Origin of the sequence: Psychroflexus aurantiacus (genome assembly GCF_010820555.1) — a bacterium.
GTDB classification, from domain to species: Bacteria; Bacteroidota; Bacteroidia; order Flavobacteriales; family Flavobacteriaceae; genus Psychroflexus; species Psychroflexus aurantiacus.
The window spans coordinates 151,407-171,523 of sequence record NZ_JAAIKD010000003.1; the positions used below are offsets into that span (position 1 = coordinate 151,407).

The following is a 20,117-nucleotide window of genomic DNA, read 5'->3' on the forward strand; positions in this document are numbered from 1 at the left end:
ATGTAATAAAAACAAACAAAGATGGGACATAAGAATTATGAAGAAAAAAGAGATTTTGATAAAACTGACGAGCCTATGGGGAGTAAGAAAAAAAGCAGTGGTGATCAACCGATTTTTGTCATTCAAAAACACGATGCAAGTCAGCTTCACTACGATTTCAGAATAGAGATAGATGGTACCCTGAAGTCCTGGTCTGTCCCAAAAGGACCAAGCACTGATCCCAGCGATAAGCAAATGGCGATACCTACTGGTGATCATCCCATTGATTATGCAGATTTTGAAGGCGTAATTCCAGAAGAGGAATATGGCGGCGGAACGGTTATGATCTGGGATAAGGGCACCTTTGAAAACATCAAAAAAGATGAAGATGGAAATGCTTTAAGTCTCAAGGAGTCTTTAAAAAAAGGAACGATTGAAATTAAGCTGCATGGAGAAAAACTGAAAGGGGGCTATGCTTTGGTCGAGATGGATAGCGGAAAAATGGAAGGTAACTGGTTACTCATCAAAATGGAAGATGATGAAGCCGATGCGCGGCGAAACCCTACCAGCACCGAACCAAAAAGTGTTGAAACAGGAAGGACCCTGGATGCCATTGAAAAAGAAGAAAGCGACTCATGAAAGCTCTGAAAGACATCCTGGCAGAAGAGGTTTTAAAAAAAGCTGAAAAGAAAAAGTTATCGGGCTTTATGCCGCTCATGCTTGCTACGTTAACGGAGGATTACTTTGATGATCCGCAGTGGATTTATGAAAGAAAACTGGACGGCGAACGCTGTGAAATTTTAATCAAAAATGAAAAGGTTTCTATCTTTTCCAGAAATGAAAAGCAACTGAATTCGACCTATCCTGAGTTTGAAAAAGCTTTGGAAAAAGAAAACTATCCTAATCTTATTCTGGATGGTGAAATAGTCACTTTTGATGGAGATGTAACCAGTTTCAGCAAGTTACAGGATAGAATGCAACTCAAGAATTCAGAGAAAGCGAAAAACTCTGATGTGAAGGTCTTTTTATATGTGTTTGACATCATGTATTATCAGGATTTTGCACTCGAGCAACTTCCCTTGAAAACGCGAAAAAAAGTTCTGAAAGAAGTGCTTAACTGGGAAGACCCCATTCGCTATGTCTCTCATCGCAATGAAGACGGGAAAACCTACCATGAAAAAGCCTGTAAAAAAGGCTGGGAAGGTATTATTGCTAAAGACGGGGAGTCTGCTTATGTACACAGCCGTAGCAAAAAATGGCTCAAGTTTAAATGCGCTAAAGGTCAGGAACTGGTCATAGGTGGTTTTACCGAGCCTGAAGGCGAACGCGTGGGCTTTGGAGCTCTGCTTGTTGGCTATTACGAAGAGGATGCATTGATGTACGCTGGAAAAGTCGGAACCGGATATGACGATGAGTTTCTTAAGAAATGGCGAAAAAAATTTGATCAGATAGAACAGGATTCCAGTCCTTTTGAAAATTTTAGTGACGACGAAAACGGATTCAATCACTGGATCAAACCGAACTATGTTGGAGAATTTGGTTTCACAGAATGGACCGACAATAATAAGCTACGTCATCCCCGATTTTTAGGCATTCGCGATGATAAAGAAGCAAAACAGGTAACTAAAGAAGTCCCAAAATGAAAATAGAAGACATCGACATATCACACCCCGACAAACCCATTTTTCCGGACAGGGAAATTACCAAGCTGGATCTGGTAACCTATTACGACAAGATCGCTGACAAAATGCTGCCTTACCTTAAGGACCGGCCACTCACTCTTCAGCGCTTTCCGGATGGCATTGAATCTGACGGTTTTTATCAAAAAAACGCGGCGGATTATTTTCCGGAGTTTATAGAAACCATTTCCATAGAAACCAAAGAGGGACGTAATACACAGGTGATTTGCAATGACAAAAAAACGCTTATCTATTTAGCAAATCAGGGCGTCATAACCTTCCACATTTGGTTATCAAAAAAAGAAAAACTAAATACACCTGACAAAGTTATTTTTGATTTAGATCCTCCTAAAGATGCTTTTGAAAAAGTGAAAGAGGCTACACAGAACATTGGTGCCTTCCTACAAAAACAAGGAAAAAACCCTCATGTGATGACCACAGGGAAAAGTGGGTTTCATGTCTGGTATGACATCAGGAGAACCAAAGATTTTGATGAACGCCGGGAAGAAGCCAAATCGTTTGCTGAAAAGATGAAAGAAGAACATCCTGAAATCCTGACTACAGCTACCAGAAAAGATAACCGGGACAATAAAGTGTTTATCGATTACCTGCGCAATGCCTACGGTCAGACTTCCGTTTGTCCATATTCCCTTAGACCGATTCCATCAGCTGGTGTTGCTACACCCTTAGACTGGGAAGAATTATCTAAAATCAAAAAGCCAGACCAGTATCGGTTTTCTAATATTTTCAGACGCCTGGGACAAAAAAATGGGTGAGACAAGACTACTCTTAAAACAAGTTCTCGCTACATCCCGACGGCACCTATAGGAGATTCATTTTTTTTGATTTCAACTGAAATGATTTTCGACACATCTCAACATACCAGGATATTTGTTCAAAGCCGGATTGTACAGATAAGTAAACGGCAAAGAGACAATCTACGTCAATTTATTTTAAAATATTCTTAAATAGAAGGTGGTAGCCTCTGTGTTTATTAGCTTGAAGCAAGTTGCAAATTCATTTACAAATGAATTTGTAGTCAATTATTACAACCACTTAAAAAAACTAATAAAATGGCAATGATTACAAAAAACGAAGTTTTAAAACTAGCAAGCGATCATGAATCTCCTTGTGTCTCTATATTTATTCCTACTCATCGTGCAGGAAAAGAGACCCTGGAAGGGCATGACGAAATTAAACTTAAAACACAGCTTAAAAAGGTTAAAGCAAAACTTGAAAACTTGGGTTTAAGTGATAAAGAAATTGAAGAGTTCGTAGAGCCTGTAAATAAGCTCGTGGACGACAGTGATTTTTGGAGACACCAATCGGATGGCTTGGCGCTTTTCATTTCAAAAAACAACTTCAAAAAGTACACAGTACCCGTTCATTTTGAAGAATTCAATTACGTATCCGACGAATTTTATTTAAAACCGTTGATGCCTTTATTCAATGGTAACGGCTTATTTTATGTTCTCACTCTGAAAGCAGATGAAGTTAAATTTTACGAGGGTACACGACACACCATGACAGAAGTTATCACTCCCGAAGAAGTTCCTTCGAGACTAGAAGATGTAGTGGGTTATGATTATGAACAAAAAAACCTTCAGTTCAGATCCGGACAACAAGGCGATAACAAGGCAGGTATGTATCATGGTGCCGGCGAAGGAAATGCAGAAGCCTTAAATGAGATGAAGCGTTACTTTAGAGCCGTAAATGATGGCATCATGGAGATGTTACATGAGGATCAAAATCCGCCTTTGGTCGTGTGTTGCCAGGATTTTCAATTCCCTGTTTATAAAGAGGTAAACTCCTACAATAATCTGTATGAAGAACATGTATCAGGAAATCCTGAAGATAAAAATATACATCAGCTACATGACGAAGCATGGGATTTATTACAACCTTACTTTAATAAAACCCGTGAAGAAAAACTGAAGCTTTATAATGAGTATATCGGAACAGGAAAAGCATCTGCAGATGTCAATATGATTATTAAAGCGGCGATAGAAGGTAAAATTGACACCCTTTTTGTACAAAACGGAGCTGAACTATTTGGCGAATACGATAGCAGTACGCAGAAAGCTAATGTTCAAAAAGAACTTACAGATTCTAATGTGTCGTTATTGAACCTCATCGCCATAAAAGTGTTTGAGAAAGGCGGAAGTATCTATATCCTAGAAAAGGAAGAGATGCCAGATGAGAATCATAAAACAGTAAATGCTGTCTATAGATATTAATTCATCTTTTTTATAAAATAGCTAAAATGACAGGAAACCATGCTGGTTTTAAACCACTATTTCCTGTCATTTTTGATTTAAAACCTATCTTAGTTCAAACTCTAAAAAAATGGCCAGAAGTAAATTGCAAAAAATAAATTCGGTTTTATTATTCTCCTTCTTATTGATTATTGGATTATACTATGGTGCGCCTTTTTTGATACCCCTAACCTTCGGTGTATTTTTAACAACTTTAATGATACCCATTTGCAACTTTCTGGAGAACAAACTAAACCTGGGAAGAATTATCGCATCATTCCTTAGCACATTCCTCCTGTTTATTGTCATTGGCGGACTTTTCTTCTTGTTATTCAGTCAACTCAACCTATTTATAAATGACCTGTTGGAACGTAAGGGCGATGTATTTGGATTTGTAGATAAAGTTCGACAGCAAATTGTGGATTCTACAGGATTCACCCTCAAGCAGCAAAATGAAATGTTCAACGAACGCCTTTACGGCATGCTCAAACAGGTTCAAACCCATCTATCCAATGTTTTTAGCGAGTTCATAAATATTCTCGTTAGCTTTTTACTTACGCTGATTTATGTTTTTTTATTTCTGATCAACCGAAAGAAATTTCACAGCTTTCTCATGAAATATATTTCTGAAGAGAAAAAACAAAACACCAAGCAAATTCTGGATAAAGCCAAAAATGTGGCAAATCGCTATTTGTGGGGAAGAATTCAAGTGATGTTCGTCCTGGGTTTAATGTACGCTATTACCTTCCTGGCTTATGATCTTGAGTATACTGCTCTCCTGCTTATTTTCGGAGTTTTGGTAACCATTATACCTTATATCGGTCCTTTTTTAAGTGGACTTTTACCTATACTTTTTATGCTGGTAATTAGTCAAAATTCTACTGAAATCATATCCTTCACCATTCTGATTATTATTATTCAACTCATCGAAAGTTATGTGCTAGAGCCCTTACTTATTGGGTCTGAAGTCAAACAAAGTCCGTTATTTATCATTATAGCCATCGTTTTAGGGGGAGCGATATGGGGCTTTGCAGGCCTGATCCTATTTGTTCCCTTGTTTGGAGTCATGAAAATAATTTTTGATCATACTCCGGAACTTAAACCGGCAGGCTTCCTTATAGGTTACGAAGAAAGTGGCGCTAAGCTGAAATTTTTATCCTACTGGAAAAATAAAATTATGGGACGAGAGAAGGGAAACGGAAATAGTGAGTAAGTGAGTAAGTGAGTAAAAAAAAATAGTTCTAACTTCATTTGCTACATTCGAGTCTGATTTTAAGGAACTGGAAATTCACAAAAAATAGTATCTGAGCTTTAGGATTATTGGGTTGAAAAACTTTATTTTTTTAAATACCTGTTGAATTTTAAGTGGAAAAAAAATATTGAAATTGAGAACTACATCAAACTTTCGCCCTAAAAAGGAATGCTGAGAAAAGGAATTATACCATGACCTGTTTTGAAATACAAAAAATTTACCTTAACGCATGAGTTTAACCCTGTCTCTTATAATTTTCAGTGTGGCAACATTGGTTATCGTTGTTGCCGGAACTGCACTGACAAAATATGCAGATCAGCTCGCAGATAAAACGGGCCTGGGTGGAGCCTTGGTAGGTGCTGTCTTTTTAGGGGGAGTTACTTCTATTGCTGGGATTATCACCTCCGTCTCAGCGGCTTACAACAACCATCCTGAACTGGCTATCAGCAATGCGATAGGAGGAATTGCAGCCCAGACTCTTTTTCTCTCCATTGCAGATATTACCTATAGAAAGATTAATCTGGAACATGCATCTGCCTCGTTAACTAATTTAATGCAAGGCGTTTTGCTTATCGGTTTACTGACTCTCGTCTTACTGGGTGTGGCGAGTCCAAATTACACGCTATTCAACATTCACCCCATTTCCATAACTATCATTATCGCCTATTTGCTTGGAACCCGAATGATTTCCATGGCAAAAGAAAAACCGATGTGGAATCCTAAAATTACTCTCTCTACTGTTGAAGACACTCCGGATCAAAAAAATATCAAAAAAACAAAATTGAGTCATCTTATCATCAAATTTGTGTTGTTGTCGATTCTGGTCGGGTTTTCAGGCTATGCGATTGGTATATCCGGAATCAGCATTTCGAATGCCACTGCATTGAGTGAAGGCTTCGTTGGTTCCATATTCACCGCCATAGCCACATCGCTTCCGGAACTCATCGTTACTTTAGCCGCTGTAAGGCAGAAGGCACTCGCCCTTGCCGTTGGCAATATCATTGGAGGGAATTCTTTTGATGTGCTTTTTGTTGCTTTTTCCGATATAGCCTATCAGGACGGAAGTATTCTGCATAATATCACAACCTATCAATCCTTTCTCGTACCCATGACCATGCTTATGGCGAGTATCTTAATTATGGGTTTGCTTCACAGGCAACGCAAAGGCATAGGAAATATTGGCTGGGAAAGCGCCCTCATCATTTTAATTTTCCTCCTGGGAAATGTGGTCCTATATACTTTTTTTTAAAAATCCCTAGTCGGCGCAGGTAGATTTATTCGATGCTTCGGGGAGAAAAATACTGTCACAAGTAGTTAACCCCTGCTACCACCCTGCCCTATCTCATAAATAAAACCTAAACTGAGGCTGCAGACGCTTATGTCTTATTTTATTTTTATTTTTAGAAGTGTTCACTGTTTAGTTGAAGACATACGTCTGTTTTCTTAAATAATTAATGACAACCCAGAATAAGATTTGAAATGCTGAAAATATCTGAATTATCAAAAAAATCGATAGAACTGATTTTAAAAACACTTGATGAAGAGGGAAAAATAAGTGCGAGTTTACCTGGCGGAGGCTTACTTCATATCGAAGAAAACCTGCCTTATTTGATGGTTTACAGAGAAAGGGAGGCGGATGCAGGTACTGAGAAATTAGTCTTAAGTGAAGCTTCTTACCTGCTGATTGGTCGGAAGAACTTTGAAGATTACCAAACTCTGATTCACGCCCTGGTCAAAAGGCTTAGCACTGATTTTAAATCCTATATGATTTTTGAAATCTACGCTGGAGAGCCCAGCACTTGTTTTAGCATAAAAGCTCCGGCTACAAAAATAAGGAGCACGGTTCAAGTGCTGGAAGAGGAGCTGAACGAGTTAAACAAAAAATTTAAAGCCCTGGATTTAAAAATTAAAGTTCAGGACACTCCAAACCGCCAGAAAGAGGGAGATCCCGAACTCATGAGCGTTGAGGATGCAAAACGATTAGGAGCTGTCGTCTTGGGACTGGAAGTTCCACCGGTCTACCGCAGTGAAGACGGTGATGTTTATCCTGTGTTTTTAAGGCAGTTTAAAGACTATCTTTTGGATTCTATTCATAAAATCATCTTTGATTATGTGCGGATTCACACCTCTTGTAGAATGGAGAGTTATTTGTCGATGGGTAGAGAACACTTAAAGGATAAGGTCTTTGAGATCGATAAGGCCTTAGCAAAAATAGAACGCTCTTATCAGTTTTTATGGTTGGTTTCACCTGCTAATATTCATAGCATCAAAACCAGCTTTTTTGAAAGTCATTACGAAAAGGTTCTGGATTACCATTATCGTATTCTCCCTATCGATCCCGATATTCTGAAAAGAGAACTGTATAACCTTAGAATTGAAGACATCGATGACCCGGCCATGTCTCATATTTTTCGAGAAAAACGTGAGGAATTGGATCATCAAATCACCATGCTGAATGAACGTGGAACTTCCAATTTTTTCTATAACAGCATACGACTTTACAAAGGAATTAGCCGAAAGTTGAATAACGAGGCTAAATCAATACTCACTGAAGTAGATGAGGAAGAGGAAAATGAAAATGAAGACTTTATAGATGCCAAAGGCTTTGCCAGTCTGGCACGCAGAGAATTTGACTATTTTTCGAAACAGCATAAAGATTTTAAAAGTAAGATTCACATTCGTAAGGATGTAAACATTATGATGGTAAATAAGGGTGAGCTTTACATACCTGCTGACTACCGAATGAACAAAATTGAAGCCAGGGCGCTCATCCAGCATGAGGTGGGTACGCATATACTCACCTATTACAACGGTATGCGCCAACCCCTGGATTTGCTGAGTAGTGGCCTGGCAGATTATGACCCGCTTCAGGAAGGCCTGGCAGTCATGTCTGAATATCTGGTAGGCGGATTAACGGCCAATAGGTTAAGGACCCTGGCAGGACGAGTTATTGCAGGTTCCGCCCGATTGGAAGGAGGCAGATTTCAGGAGATATTCAATCTCTTAAAACTGGAGTACGGCTTTTCAGCTGAACGGTCCTTCAATATCACTTCCAGAATTATGCAGGGAGGCGGTTTTTTAAAAGACATTATTTATTTAAAAGGTCTGGTGCAGCTGCGTGAGCATCTTCAGAATGGTGGAGAATACGAACCCTTACTGGGCGGAAAATTTGCCTTAAAGCACACTAAAATTATAAATGAACTAACCGAAAGAAAAATATTAGAACCTGCTGCGCTTCGGCCAAGTTATTTAATGACCGAAGACGTAACTGAAAAATTAAATTCAATCAGAGATGGGCTTCCCATCTCAAAAATGATAACAAAATGAACATCTGCTTTGTATTAAACGACATTGAAAATGAGAGGTATGGAACCTCTATCATGATCATGAAGACCGCCCATGACCGCGGGCATGACGTTTATGCCATGAGCGTTGGTGATTTCAACTTTCATCATGGCGGACCTATTCGTATCAACAGTACTCAAGTTCCTAAAGATGCAAAAATCGATACTGCTCAGGACTATTTGAAGGCTTTAAAAAATTCGAAAGCCCTCCAAAAAAATATAACCTCTCAGGACTTGGATGTATTATTCATCAGAAACAATCCCACCGAGGAAGGATCAGGTCGGGAATGGGCTGAACATGCCGGTATTGCTTTTGGAAAACTCGTACAGCAGCAAGGCGTTTTGGTTTTAAACGATGCGTATGCCCTGTCTCAGGCCTTTATAGACAAACTTTATTTTGAAGAACTTCCTCAGGAAATAAAACCAAATTCCATCATTACCAGAAATAAGAAAGACATTCTGAAATTCTGGGAAGAAAATAATAAAAAAATGGTTTTAAAACCCCTGGAAGGTTCTGGTGGGCAAAACGTGTTTCTTGTGGATGAGAACCAAAAAAACCTAAATCAAATCATTGAAACCATCAGTCAGCATGGGTATATCATCGCTCAGGAGTTCTTACCAGACGTCAAGAATGGGGATGTGCGTATCCTGCTGATGAACGGTCGGGTTATGGTAAAGGAGGATAAGCAGTCCATCATAAGGCGTGTGAGTGGTGAAGGTGAATTCAGAAGTAATTTTGCGCTTGGAGCCTCTGCAGACCACAGTGATCTGACCCCGGAAATGGAACGTATAGTTGAATTAACTGCTCCCAAGCTTATAAGCGACGGCCTTTTCTTTGTGGGCTTAGATGTAGTAGATGATAAATTGATAGAAATCAACGTATTGAGCCCTGGCGGTATGGAGCATTTCGACGAAGTAGGGCTTCCCGACTTTACCCCTGTCATTGTGAAAGCCATTGAACGTAAAGTGGAATATAAAAAGCTTTACGGCCACCAATTAAAAAACAGGGAACTTGCCTGCATGGAGTAAATGCCTACAGAACAGACCTCCAGACGAGATCTAAAGTTTATGTATTAGTTTCTACGAGTTCAAACCTCGTACGCTAGCTACTAGTATTAAAATTTTAAAACCATTGAAAAATGAGTCAACAAGACGATCAACATATCCCAAGAATAATAGGAGAATATACCAGCGATAAAGCAGGTCCACTGCTTTTTGTAAGCGCAGGAATCCACGGTAACGAACCCAGTGGTGTAAAAGCCCTGGAAGAAGTTTTTAAACAGCTGAAAAGAAGCAAACCCGACATCGAAGGAAAACTGGTTGGTATTTCTGGAAATCACAAGGCACTTAATCAAAACAAGCGTTACATCGACGAAGACCTGAACAGGGTATGGACCAAAGAAAACATTGAGCAGAAAAAAGCCGAAACCCATGAGCAGAAAGAGATGTGGGAAATTATTGGTGTTCTGAATCAGTATCCCGAAGAAGAATTTACCAAACGCTATTTCCTGGATTGCCATACCACCTCCTCCCCCAGTTTACCCTATATTTCTGTCCAGGTCGTCAATGATAATGATGAGTGGGCGCATAAATTTCCTACCTACATTATTCGCGGATTCAGCGATATCATTACCGGTGATATAGATCATTACCTCAGTCGAATTGGAATGACGGGCTTTGTATTCGAAGCCGGACAACACGAAGATGAAACTTCTGTGGAAAATCATGAAGGGGTCATCTGGCTGGCTTTAAAAGAAGCCTGCCATCTCGATCTTTCAAAAATTGAAACCTATCCGAAATGCGTCAATCGATTTGCCGAAAAAAATGCGCCCAAGCAAAAAACCTTTGAACTGATTCACAGACACGGGCTTGAAGATTCAGACATTTTTGAAATGGAACCCGGGTATGAAAATTTTCAAAAGATTGAAAAGGGAGAACTTCTGGCTAAACAAAACGGGAATGAAGTTAGAAGTGAGTGGGAGGCAAGAATTTTTATGCCGCTTTATCAGTCACAGGGAAATGACGGCTTTTTTGTGATTGAAGAAGTAGAATAAAGTAAAAGTAATGATTTGATGAAATGCTGGTTTTGACTTTTGCTATGGACAGTTTCCGGTTAAATTGAAGAGAAATAGAATACTGGAAACTCAAAATTTATTCAAAAAAAAGCGGCAAGATTAAAAATCCTACCGCTTTTACTAGGAGAACGAAATCGATTTAGCTTTCAATTTCAAAAGAAACTTTTGCATTTACTGCATAAGAAACGATTTGATTGTTAGTCACGTTGGCATTCATTTCCTTAATATAAACCGATTGTATATTCTTTACGGTTTTTGAGGCTTCAGTTACTGCATTTTGTGCAGCGTCATCAAAACTTTTATCTGAAGTTGCTAATACTTCTATAACTTTTACAATGCTCATAATGTTTGTTTTTTTAATGGTTCTCTACTAAAATAACAAAAACAATAAGAAAACGAATTGTATTTAACGAACTATAACAAAAAGTTAAAATAATATCTTAAAACTCTATTTTTAAAGGTGTTAGTTCCCGTATTTAGCTACCATTAGAATAGTCTGACAGACTACTGGCATAATAGAGAACCCTGTAAGGAATTAAAAAAAACTTAAGAACGGCTTTATGTTTCCTTTTCTTTGCGCATTGCCCTTCTTACTTCTGAATCTAATATCAATCTATCCAAAAATCAATGGAAATAAAAAACTGACTATGAAGGCCCATATCCCATACACCGGAAGGTAATAAGCGATGCTTTTCTCAACAAGCTCAGGCTTCTTTTTTTGAATACATACCCTGAAAAGTCCAAAACCTACCCAAATCAAATGGATGAGAAATAAGACATTTGCACCAAGAACCGCCAGTCGGTTTGGTGTAAACCCCCATTCTGAAATACGCATCAGTATAGCCAGTAATGCGATTAGATTCACAATCGTCGTGACTAATGAAAGTGAGAAAAGCACCGCATACTCCAGGTTGCTTTTTTTAGATGCGGAATTTTCTGAAACAGAAAAAAATAAGATCGCCAAAACGCCAATCAGTAGTAAATTAAAAATCAGCAAGAATTCCCGGTTTGAGAAGGGGTCCTTTTCGGCATAGAAGATTGCTGCCAGATAAATCACCAGCATGACCAGTACGACTGGGCTAAATATCCTGGCGATGACGGGAGAAACCCGACCGACTAAATTGGAGTTGTTTTGCGTGAGATAGGCTGCCAAAACTGGAACGGTAGCAAGACCGTATATAGCGATGTATTCAAAATATAAATTTTCAATATCCAAACCAATAAAGTTGAAAAGTCCAACAGTCATCCCGCTTAAAATACCACCAGCAATGCATAAAAGACCCGACATCACAATCAGATCGGCATTAAACTTTAGAAAAAAAAGACGCTCTTCCAGATGATTTCTCATGTCTCCAACAAAGCTAAAAGCAAAAACAAACCACTACAGTACGAGCAGATGAATGCAAACTAACATGAGCATATCATCGCTTAGGGTTTTCGGAAGAAGATTTATATAAATAGCAAAAAGGATGAAAACCAAACCTGTACTGATGACTTTAAGAAGCGATAGTCTTTTTTTCAAGTCCACGTAAGCTGCTAAAGCGGGAAAAATGATAAAGCCTATATTTCGGGGATAGAAAAATTCCTCATCTATACTCAAAATGTATGGCAGTTTAGCCATGCTCCCTGCCAGTAAGGCCAGCAATACCACACTTAAAATCTCTTTAACAGTGGGTTTACTCGTCGTTTTTTTGTCGAAAATTGAGTCTTTCATGCCAAAACCTAGCCATTGGAACCTCTTTCAGTTCCGGATAGAGACGTTTGAAGATCCTGCGGAACTTAGTTTTATCGGATCGGTAGAGTTCCTCCAATTTCTGAGGCTCGCTCAAAGCATTTAAAATTTGATTTCTCATAGTCCCCTCAGATTAAAAGCGTTCGAGTATCCTGTTGAGCTATTCAATTAACTTCCTGCAAATGGAGACCCAAATATGCCTACAGCCAATTCTGCCCAGATCAGAAGAAAGAGCATTAAGAGAATAGCTAAAATACCTATACGGTATTCAGTATTCTTTACCTGTCTAAGAACAAACTCGGCAAGAATACCCGCGCTCAGCAAAACCGCTCCCATGATTAAAAAATCAAATGCTTCCCAGTTCACCTGGTCTGTAAACTGCATGGCTATAAAAGGAATAAGAAGTATGAATCCTACTATAAGCAGGATAATGAAAAACCGTTTTTTTGTTTTCATCTTGATTACTGTTTTAAATGAATAAGGCTATGAAATGTTAATAATCTAAAAGTGGCTTAATCCCAAAGCGTTCCGGCCAGTCCTAAAACGAAACCCAGCCATAGCGCTATCACAAAACCTATCAGACCCAGGATATACCCTATCGGTTTGGGGATGCTTATCTGAGGCAGCAATTGACTTGTAAAGTGATAAAACACTCCCCCAAAAGCACCAAATAAAGGCGTAATGATGACTGGTCGAACCCTCCAGTACTCGGGCCAGTCCGCCTGAGTTTCTGCCCCTGTAATGAAGGCCAGGATAAGTATGAATGCCATTCCTGCACCCAGCATTGCTTTATATAAAAGCGGTCTGCTGAAAAGACTTCTGTCTAAATTTTGATTTTGTCTCATAAGTTTTGATTTAAGGTTGATTCTTTATTTATAATGCATTAAATTTTAGGTTTCACTTTGTAATCCGGATTGCACGGATAAAATAAGCGTCTATTGCTGCGATTTAATCAGGTGTTCAAGAGCATTGATATGGGTTTCAAAAGCTTTTTTTCCCGAGGTAGTCATGCTGTATTTTGTATTGGGTTTACGTTTCACAAATGCTTTTCTAACTTCTACAAACCCAAATTTTTCTAAAGCCTTGAGATGACTGGCAAGGTTACCATCGGTGACTTCCAGATAATCTTTAAGCGCGTTAAAGTCCAGGGTGTCGTTTACCGCCAGTGCAGCCATGATTCCCAAACGAACCCTGCTTTCAAAGGCTTTATGTAAATCGTTTATAAATGTTTTCATCGTTCATACTTCCAATGCATATAAATACCGTAAACAATATGCATAAATCCAAATCCAATAGCCCAGAATAAAAGTCCGTAATCCGTATAATAGGCTGCTATCAATCCCAGTAAAATCTCTATAATTCCAAAAAACTTGACTTCTTCAAAGGTAAACTTACCGGCATTGGCAAGCGCCATCCCATAAAAAATGAGCATGGCTGGCGCTATCAACTCAAGTCTGTCTTTCAAAAAAAGAATCAGGATAAAAATACCTCCAGAAACCAGCGGAATCGCAAGATTCATCACCAGTCTCTTGGCAACTGGATTCCAAAGGCGTTCCCCGTTTTTAGCTGATTTTTTCTGAGACAGAACAACTGCAGTGGATAAGGCCAGCACCAGAATCAGCACTCCTAAACTAAAAATACTCAAAACGTCTGCCGATTTGTCTGAATCATAAATCCAGATATAGGCCACGTAAACCCCTGCTAAAGCGTACACACCGGCGAGTATACCGGAAAAGCCCGTAAGCGATAAAAACTTGGAGGAGCGTTCCATAAGAGAGCGAATCTCTGTTAAGTCGTTAAGATAATCTTTTTCCGTTTTCATAGAAAGTACTTTGTGATACAAAGTTAATATTTAATTTGATATGATTATCCATCTTTTAAAAAAATATAGATAGCCATGTAAGCTTGAAGAGTAGAGCTTAGTTTAAAAAAAATAACTCAGGTTTTCGATTTTAAATGTACTCCCCCTTTTATCTTTAAATGAGCTACATAAAAAATTGTTTAATAGATTTTCTCCTCCTGACCAGTTTGTAAACAGTTCTAAAATACCCGACTAAGAATACTAAATATTTTTACATTTGTCTAAGGTGACTGCGCGTTGGAATCTTTTCAAGAATAAAAAGTAACATCGCTTTTCATTTTAAAATCAAATTTTTAATGTCATCAAAAGAAAATAGCAATAAAAAAACAATGGGCCTTTGGAGTGCAACTTCCATTGGAGTTGGCGCAATGATTGGAGCCGGAATTTTTGCTCTGATTGGAATAGCCGTTCAAATCGCAGTACAGCTCACCAAGGTTCTATTTATGGATGTAACTTTCAGAGAAAGAACCTGAAAAACAAAGACTAAATTAAGTTTTACTAGTAAAAACAAATCGATTTAAAACAAGGTTTGAGCAAGACTACTAATCACTCCTCCCTATCCAGAACACTTTCCCTGCGCGTAGCAATCAGCATTGGTGTTGGCATTATGGTGGGAGCCGGAATTTTTGTTTTTCCCGGTATAGCTTCGGGGCAGGCCGGTCCAGCCGCCATGTTATCTTTCCTGCTTGCCGGCAGTATAGCTTTTATTGTGGCCTTATCTACGGCCGAACTGGCGACGGCCATGCCTGAAAGCGGCGGCGGATATTATTTCGTGTCCAGAACCTTTGGCCCCTTCTGGGGAATGCTCATTGGGGTTGGACAGTGGTTAGGTCTTGTCTTTGCCAGTGCCTTTTACCTCTATGGATTTGGGAGCTACCTGTTGGATTTACTCAAAGAAATCGGTTACCAACCCGGAGACCCTATTATTCTTATCGGTTTAGCCACTGCACTGCTTCTTACCTTTATCAATGTTTTGGGAACCAAAAGCGCCGGAAGATTACAGAATAACGTGGTTTTGGTACTCACCGGAATTTTGACACTTTTATTTATGTACGGTGTGCTCCAGGCCTTAGGAATTATAGGGGAGTCTAGTTTACCAGCACCTTTTGCACCCATGGGTTACAGCCCCGTCTTTGGGGTTTCTGCACTTATCTTCACCTCTTACCTGGGCTTTGTTCAAATCGCAACGGTGGGAGGAGAAATCATCAATCCTCAGCGAAATCTGCCTCGGGCTTTGGTGGCTAGTGTGCTTATCGTTCTCAGCCTGTATCTTTTAGCACTGTTTGTAACCAATTCTGTACTTCCTGTAGATCAACTTAAAGATCTGGGAGAAACCGCTATTGTGGAAGTCGCTAGAAGTCTCATTGGGGATATCGGTGCTTTGATTGTGCTTTTTGCAGGTTTACTGGCTACCTTTTCCAGTGCGAATGCGTCCATCCTCAGCTCTTCCAGAACCATTTTTGCCTTGAGTAAGGATGGGCTTGTACCAGCATGGGTGTCTTCCATACATGAACGTTTTGGCACACCTCATCGCGCTTTAGTTTTGGTGGGTTTGCCCATTGTTGGAATTCTATTTATAGGGAAACTGGAAGTTCTTGCAGAAACGGCCTCCTTACTCCACTTGGTGATTTACGGACTTATTTGTGCCTGTGTTTTAAAATTGCGTAAAAAACGACCGGTTTGGTATGTCCCTGGTTTTAAAACGCCAGGCTATCCTGTTATCCCCGCAATAGGTATGCTAGCTGGATTTGGACTTATAGTTTTCATGAAACCTTTATCACTGATGCTGGGAGGAAGTGTTCTTCTGGTGAGCGCCTTGTATTATCTGGCTTTTGCCAAGGGAAAAACGCTCACCAACCCCTCCCCGCCTCATATTGAACCCCAGTTGCGTCAGCCACGGATTTTGCTACCCATTGCTCTTCCTCTTGAGAAGCCTATTCCGTTAGCCATTTTGCGGAATTTTACAGACCTTGAAGTTTTGCTGCTGGGTTATAAGGAACTGAAGGAACAAATCAGTCCTGAACAATTTGAAGAAGAGGACGATGGAGAATCTCAAAAGGAGCTGGATAAAGTCAAAAAAGAACTGGAAGATGAGTCCTTTGACGTCATAACCGAATTGGTATTCACTCCCGATGTGTCTCAGGCCATCGACAACGTGATCTTAGAATATGACTGTCAGGCCCTACTCGTGGTAAAACCCATCGACGAACTCAACCGACTGCTGATTCCTGTCTATGATATCAATCAACTCAGTAAACGATACGCAACGGTTATCTATGAATTAACCAAAGCCAGTAACCTGCCTGCTAGCCTGATGTTTATTGAAAGCCCCGAAAATTCAGAAGACTCTGAAAACGAAGAAGCTAAAGATATTTCCAACATGAAAAGTGAAGCTCTTAACAGGCTAAAACAGGCTGGAGTTCGAAGAAAGCAGATTGAGACAGGTTCTGTAAAGGTTAGTAACATATCTGAAGCCGTAGAGGAAAAAAGTGGGTCTGACGATCTTGTGATCCTGGTAGAGGCTAATACCAAGGAACGGGAAAACTTCATCAATAGAATACGAGAAGAAATCAGTGACAAAATTGAATGTCCCCTATTGGTCGTCCTCGAAGAACGCGTTCAGAAAGAAGATACCGAACCTGAAGACAGCCCTGCTGAGGAAGTGGAGGAAGAAGAGGATGACGATCAGCAAAATAAAAATTGATACCCGTTAATCATGCAAAAGAAATGAAATCAATTTTAGAAATTTATGAGATAACCACAGACCAAAGAGAAGTGATTTATGATGAAATTGGACATTTTGAAGCGCCTAACTGGAGTAGAAATAACGAGTATCTTCTATTGAATGGCGAGGGTCGGCTCTTTAAGTTGGACTTGAAAACAAAAAAGAAAACTGAGGTTGACACGGGCTTTGCCAAAGACTTAAACAACGACCACGGTATTTCGCCAAATGGCAGACAGATAGTCATAAGTTCTGCTGACGCTATCCAGGCAGCAGGTAAAGAGCAGTGGCTCACCTCTAAGATTTATATACTTTCAGAATCAGGTGGCACCCCCAAACTCATCACCCCCAAAGAAGCTTCATTCTGGCACGGCTGGTCGCCAGATGGTCAAACTTTGGTCTATACCGCCAAGCGAAAAGAAGGGTTTGATATTTACAGCATCGACCTCCGGGGAGGGAAAGAAACCAGATTAACTGGCGGTAAATGGTTGGATGATGGCCCTGATTATTCTCACGATGGCAGCTACATTTACTACAACTCTATGCAATCCGGAAGCATGGAAATCTGGAGAATGAAAACAGACGGCAGTCAAAAGGCTCAACTGACCCGTGACGGGTACTCCAACTGGTTTCCACATCCTTCCCCGGCGGGAGGTTCTTTTGTGTTTTTATCCTACCTGGAAGACCAGGAGGAGGCCCACCCGCCAATGAAAAGGGTTGCCTTAAGACTCTTTGATTTGCAAACAAACACCATTAAAACCTTATGTGAATTCACTGGCGGACAAGGAAGCATCAATGTGCCTTCCTGGTCACCAGACGGCAGACGATTTGCCTTTGTCTCGTATGAAAACGGCTAAATTTTAATGACTTCACTATCCCTTGCGTCTATTAAATTGAAATGCCCACCGCCAGAGCTTATTCATAACTGACTTAATTTTTCATTTATAATTCAAGAAATCAGATAAAAGCTTATTTTTATAGGGAGCATGAGCCATACAAAAGCCTCAAAAAAAACAGAATATTTCAATGACAACGCAAGCAGGTATAAAAACGAATTGTGATGTTCCAGCAGTTTGGCAAACTCATAAAAACGAATTGCGAAATTTTATTCTGAAACGAGTTAAAGACCAGGACCTGACAAATGATATTTTGCAAGACGTTTTGATCAAGGTTTATAATTTCTGCATTTCAAATTCAGGAGTGAGAAATATAAGAAGCTGGCTATTTCAAATTACACAAAACACGATTACCGACCATTACCGTAAACAGAAAAAGTTTACAGGAGTAGACGATCTTACTGGCTTAGATAACGAAGATGAGAACGCAGCTTTTGCCGAAGCGACAACTTTCATTCTTCCCATGCTCAATTTTTTACCGGAAGAATATGCTATTCCGTTGAAGCTTTCAGACCTTGATCATATGAAACAGGCCGACATCGCCAAAAAACTTAATCTTGGCTTATCAGCAACAAAATCGCGCATTCAACGCGCAAGAAAATTGCTGAAAGCTGAATTTGTGACCTGCTGTCATTTTGAAACCGATAAACAGGGAAGCCTGATTTCCTTTCAAATCAAAAAAAGTTGCGAGCCCTTACAAAAAATTATTAAAAAAACTGAACGCTAAGTTGCGTCTTTTTTAAACCCTTTGCGTCTTGATTGTATAGTTAAATAGTAACACTTAAAATCAAGAACAATGAAACGATTTCACATTCACGTCAGAGTAAAAAGTATTGAAGAAAGCACTGCGTTTTACAATGCCCTTTTCAGCCAGCAACCCAGCCTTTTAAAAGGTGATTATGCCAAATGGATGCTCGAAGACCCGCGAATAAATTTTGCCATTTCAACAGGGCATACTGAACATGGTATTGAACACCTGGGCTTACAGTTGGAAACCGAAGCAGAATTGCAGCAGGTGTATGAAAACATGCAAAAAGCAAAAGGGACGCTAAGAGAAGAAGGAGAATGCACCTGCTGCTATTCTAAATCCCAAAAAAGCTGGATAACAGATCCTCAGGGGGTGGATTGGGAAGCTTTTTTCACCCACGGTACAGCTACGGTTTACGGTGAGGGTATCAATGCAAAACCGGCGCCTGAAGTCATGGAGCAATGGACTGGAAACGATGGAAAAAGTGCTGACCTAAAAACGACTAAGCTTTTGGAATAGACTTTTGAGAGTGGAAACTATACTCTTAGAGCAGGGCAAAAATAGCATGAGAAAATAGTATTAAACCAGGCCTGTCATTTTCGAAACTAAGGCATTAAATTGAAGAAAAGGGAACAAGATTTTTGTGGTATTATGATTTATCAAACAGAAAAACGCTACATTAAAGTTGGGTTTTTCGCAAGACGTAATAGGATGAATATCTAAGCTGTGTCTAACTCTTATAAATTTCAACGCATTCCACATGAATAACACATCAAAAATCATAAGAACCTGGAAAGGCTGGACGACTTTAGAAAATGCGCCTGTGTATGAAGCGCTTTTAGTGAATGACGTGTTTCCGACGATAAAAAAGAAGGGGATTGACGGACTCGAAAAGGTGAGCATTGCCACTAAAACCAAAACCGATGAAGTCGAATTCTTTCTTACGCTTCAATTTGATAACATGGATTCGGTCAGAGCCTTTGCAGGAGAAGATGTTGAGCAGGCCTATATTCCTGAACATGCAAAACGCGTTTTAGAGCGGTATGAGGCAACTGCCGAACATTTTGAGTTGAAAACTGAACTCGTTTTATAAAGCAAATGAAGATAAACCATTCCAAAAAAAGACTGTATGCAAACCTCATATCAGGTCTATTATTTATTACCCTTTGGATTCTGACTTTATTCTCGAAAGAATATTTTATATTTTGGAGTGGTTTTGTATATCTTATCTTAGGCATTTATCACTTCAGTCATTTAAATTATGACAGTAAGAATCAATACCTGCTTATAAAACAGAAGCATTCAAAAATTCAAGCTATTCGGGTCAAAGACTAAAATGAATATCTTAAGCTTTGAAGTTGATTCACATGAAAAAAAAACAGCCTCTTTTTTTTAATTTTGATGATTTCGTTGATCTCCTGTACCTCAACATCCGGTCAGGATTTGGGAGAGTTACGCTTTATCATTCTTGCGGTTCTGATGCTGATCGTGGTCATAAGCGCAGTCGCTTCCAGAAACTAAAATCAAAATTCCTGTTTTCGAATTTGATTCCATAAAAAAACCACTCTAAAAGA

General features: G+C 39.5%; 22 protein-coding genes. 15 read left to right on the plus strand and 7 right to left on the minus strand.

The genetic code is table 11. From position 1 onward, the window contains the following. Positions 1-21 precede the first annotated feature (21 nt). The 9 genes from G3567_RS06140 to G3567_RS06180 all read left to right on the plus strand — a co-directional run bounded on the left by G3567_RS06140 (position 22) and on the right by G3567_RS06180 (position 10,563). Entirely contained in the window at positions 22-618 is a 597-nt protein-coding gene (locus G3567_RS06140; RefSeq protein ID WP_164004454.1) for a DNA polymerase ligase N-terminal domain-containing protein, read from the plus strand. Next, a complete protein-coding gene (gene ligD, locus G3567_RS06145; protein ID WP_164004455.1) occupies positions 615-1,622 on the plus strand; it encodes a non-homologous end-joining DNA ligase in 1,008 nt (335 codons plus the stop codon). Before G3567_RS06140 ends, ligD (G3567_RS06145) begins: the two co-directional genes overlap by 4 nt. Continuing rightward, the gene (gene ligD / locus G3567_RS06150) at positions 1,619-2,434 is read left to right on the plus strand and encodes a non-homologous end-joining DNA ligase (RefSeq protein ID WP_164004456.1); all 816 of its coding nucleotides are present in this window, start codon (positions 1,619-1,621) and stop codon (positions 2,432-2,434) included. The genes ligD (G3567_RS06145) and ligD (G3567_RS06150) overlap by 4 nt, the downstream gene beginning before the upstream one ends. A 297-nt stretch (positions 2,435-2,731) precedes the next feature. After that, positions 2,732-3,895 carry a baeRF7 domain-containing protein gene (locus G3567_RS06155; RefSeq protein ID WP_235923500.1) on the plus strand — a complete coding sequence of 388 codons (1,164 nt, stop codon included), beginning with the start codon at positions 2,732-2,734 and terminating at the stop codon, positions 3,893-3,895. Between the two features lie 109 nt (positions 3,896-4,004). Further along, positions 4,005-5,126 carry an AI-2E family transporter gene (locus G3567_RS06160; RefSeq protein WP_164004457.1) on the plus strand — a complete coding sequence of 374 codons (1,122 nt, stop codon included), beginning with the start codon at positions 4,005-4,007 and terminating at the stop codon, positions 5,124-5,126. A gap of 268 nt (positions 5,127-5,394) precedes the next feature. Further along, on the plus strand, positions 5,395-6,414 hold the full coding sequence (locus G3567_RS06165; protein WP_164004458.1) for a sodium:calcium antiporter: 1,020 nt from the start codon (positions 5,395-5,397) through the stop codon (positions 6,412-6,414). Positions 6,415-6,644: 230 nt separating this feature from the next. Further along, a complete protein-coding gene (locus G3567_RS06170) occupies positions 6,645-8,492 on the plus strand; it encodes a flavohemoglobin expression-modulating QEGLA motif protein (protein WP_164004459.1) in 1,848 nt (615 codons plus the stop codon). Then, complete coding sequence (locus tag G3567_RS06175; RefSeq protein WP_164004460.1) at positions 8,489-9,538, plus strand: glutathione synthetase; 1,050 nt, start codon at positions 8,489-8,491, stop codon at positions 9,536-9,538. The genes G3567_RS06170 and G3567_RS06175 overlap by 4 nt, the downstream gene beginning before the upstream one ends. Positions 9,539-9,648: 110 nt before the next feature. Continuing rightward, positions 9,649-10,563: a M14 family metallopeptidase gene (locus G3567_RS06180; RefSeq protein ID WP_164004461.1), complete on the plus strand. Its 915-nt coding sequence runs from the start codon at positions 9,649-9,651 to the stop codon at positions 10,561-10,563. Positions 10,564-10,723: 160 nt separating this feature from the next. Here G3567_RS06180 and G3567_RS06185 read toward each other — a convergent pair whose 3' ends face one another. The 7 genes from G3567_RS06185 to G3567_RS06210 form a co-directional block, all read right to left on the minus strand. Next, positions 10,724-10,927 (minus strand): dodecin family protein, encoded by a 204-nt coding sequence (locus tag G3567_RS06185; RefSeq protein WP_164004462.1) that lies wholly within the window; start codon positions 10,925-10,927, stop codon positions 10,724-10,726. Positions 10,928-11,197: 270 nt separating this feature from the next. After that, on the minus strand, positions 11,198-11,932 hold the full coding sequence (locus G3567_RS13325; protein WP_205521189.1) for a DUF4153 domain-containing protein: 735 nt from the start codon (positions 11,930-11,932) through the stop codon (positions 11,198-11,200). Between the two features lie 33 nt (positions 11,933-11,965). Further along, the gene (locus G3567_RS13330; RefSeq protein WP_205521190.1) at positions 11,966-12,298 is read right to left on the minus strand and encodes a hypothetical protein; all 333 of its coding nucleotides are present in this window, start codon (positions 12,296-12,298) and stop codon (positions 11,966-11,968) included. Positions 12,299-12,484: 186 nt separating this feature from the next. Next, the gene (locus G3567_RS06195) at positions 12,485-12,772 is read right to left on the minus strand and encodes a hypothetical protein (RefSeq protein WP_164004463.1); all 288 of its coding nucleotides are present in this window, start codon (positions 12,770-12,772) and stop codon (positions 12,485-12,487) included. A 56-nt stretch (positions 12,773-12,828) separates the two neighbouring features. Then, complete coding sequence (locus G3567_RS06200; RefSeq protein WP_164004464.1) at positions 12,829-13,161, minus strand: potassium transporter KefB; 333 nt, start codon at positions 13,159-13,161, stop codon at positions 12,829-12,831. A gap of 90 nt (positions 13,162-13,251) precedes the next feature. Next, positions 13,252-13,551 carry a winged helix-turn-helix domain-containing protein gene (locus tag G3567_RS06205; protein WP_164004465.1) on the minus strand — a complete coding sequence of 100 codons (300 nt, stop codon included), beginning with the start codon at positions 13,549-13,551 and terminating at the stop codon, positions 13,252-13,254. Next, entirely contained in the window at positions 13,548-14,138 is a 591-nt protein-coding gene (locus tag G3567_RS06210; RefSeq protein WP_164004466.1) for a hypothetical protein, read from the minus strand. Before G3567_RS06210 ends, G3567_RS06205 begins: the two co-directional genes overlap by 4 nt. A gap of 335 nt (positions 14,139-14,473) precedes the next feature. On the opposite strand from G3567_RS06210, the gene G3567_RS06215 reads away from it, so the two are divergent. From G3567_RS06215 to G3567_RS06240, 6 genes are all read left to right on the plus strand, one after another. Beyond that, entirely contained in the window at positions 14,474-14,650 is a 177-nt protein-coding gene (locus G3567_RS06215) for a hypothetical protein (RefSeq protein ID WP_164004467.1), read from the plus strand. A gap of 56 nt (positions 14,651-14,706) precedes the next feature. Next, on the plus strand, positions 14,707-16,881 hold the full coding sequence (locus G3567_RS06220) for an APC family permease (protein ID WP_205521191.1): 2,175 nt from the start codon (positions 14,707-14,709) through the stop codon (positions 16,879-16,881). Between the two features lie 23 nt (positions 16,882-16,904). After that, the gene (locus G3567_RS06225) at positions 16,905-17,756 is read left to right on the plus strand and encodes a TolB family protein (protein ID WP_164004468.1); all 852 of its coding nucleotides are present in this window, start codon (positions 16,905-16,907) and stop codon (positions 17,754-17,756) included. Between the two features lie 169 nt (positions 17,757-17,925). Next, positions 17,926-18,522, plus strand: a complete 597-nt coding sequence (gene sigZ, locus G3567_RS06230; protein WP_164004469.1) for an RNA polymerase sigma factor SigZ — start codon at positions 17,926-17,928, stop codon at positions 18,520-18,522. 69 nt (positions 18,523-18,591) lie between these two features. After that, positions 18,592-19,062 (plus strand): VOC family protein, encoded by a 471-nt coding sequence (locus tag G3567_RS06235; RefSeq protein ID WP_205521192.1) that lies wholly within the window; start codon positions 18,592-18,594, stop codon positions 19,060-19,062. Between the two features lie 241 nt (positions 19,063-19,303). Then, positions 19,304-19,636: an antibiotic biosynthesis monooxygenase gene (locus tag G3567_RS06240; RefSeq protein ID WP_164004470.1), complete on the plus strand. Its 333-nt coding sequence runs from the start codon at positions 19,304-19,306 to the stop codon at positions 19,634-19,636. Positions 19,637-20,117 lie beyond the last annotated feature (481 nt).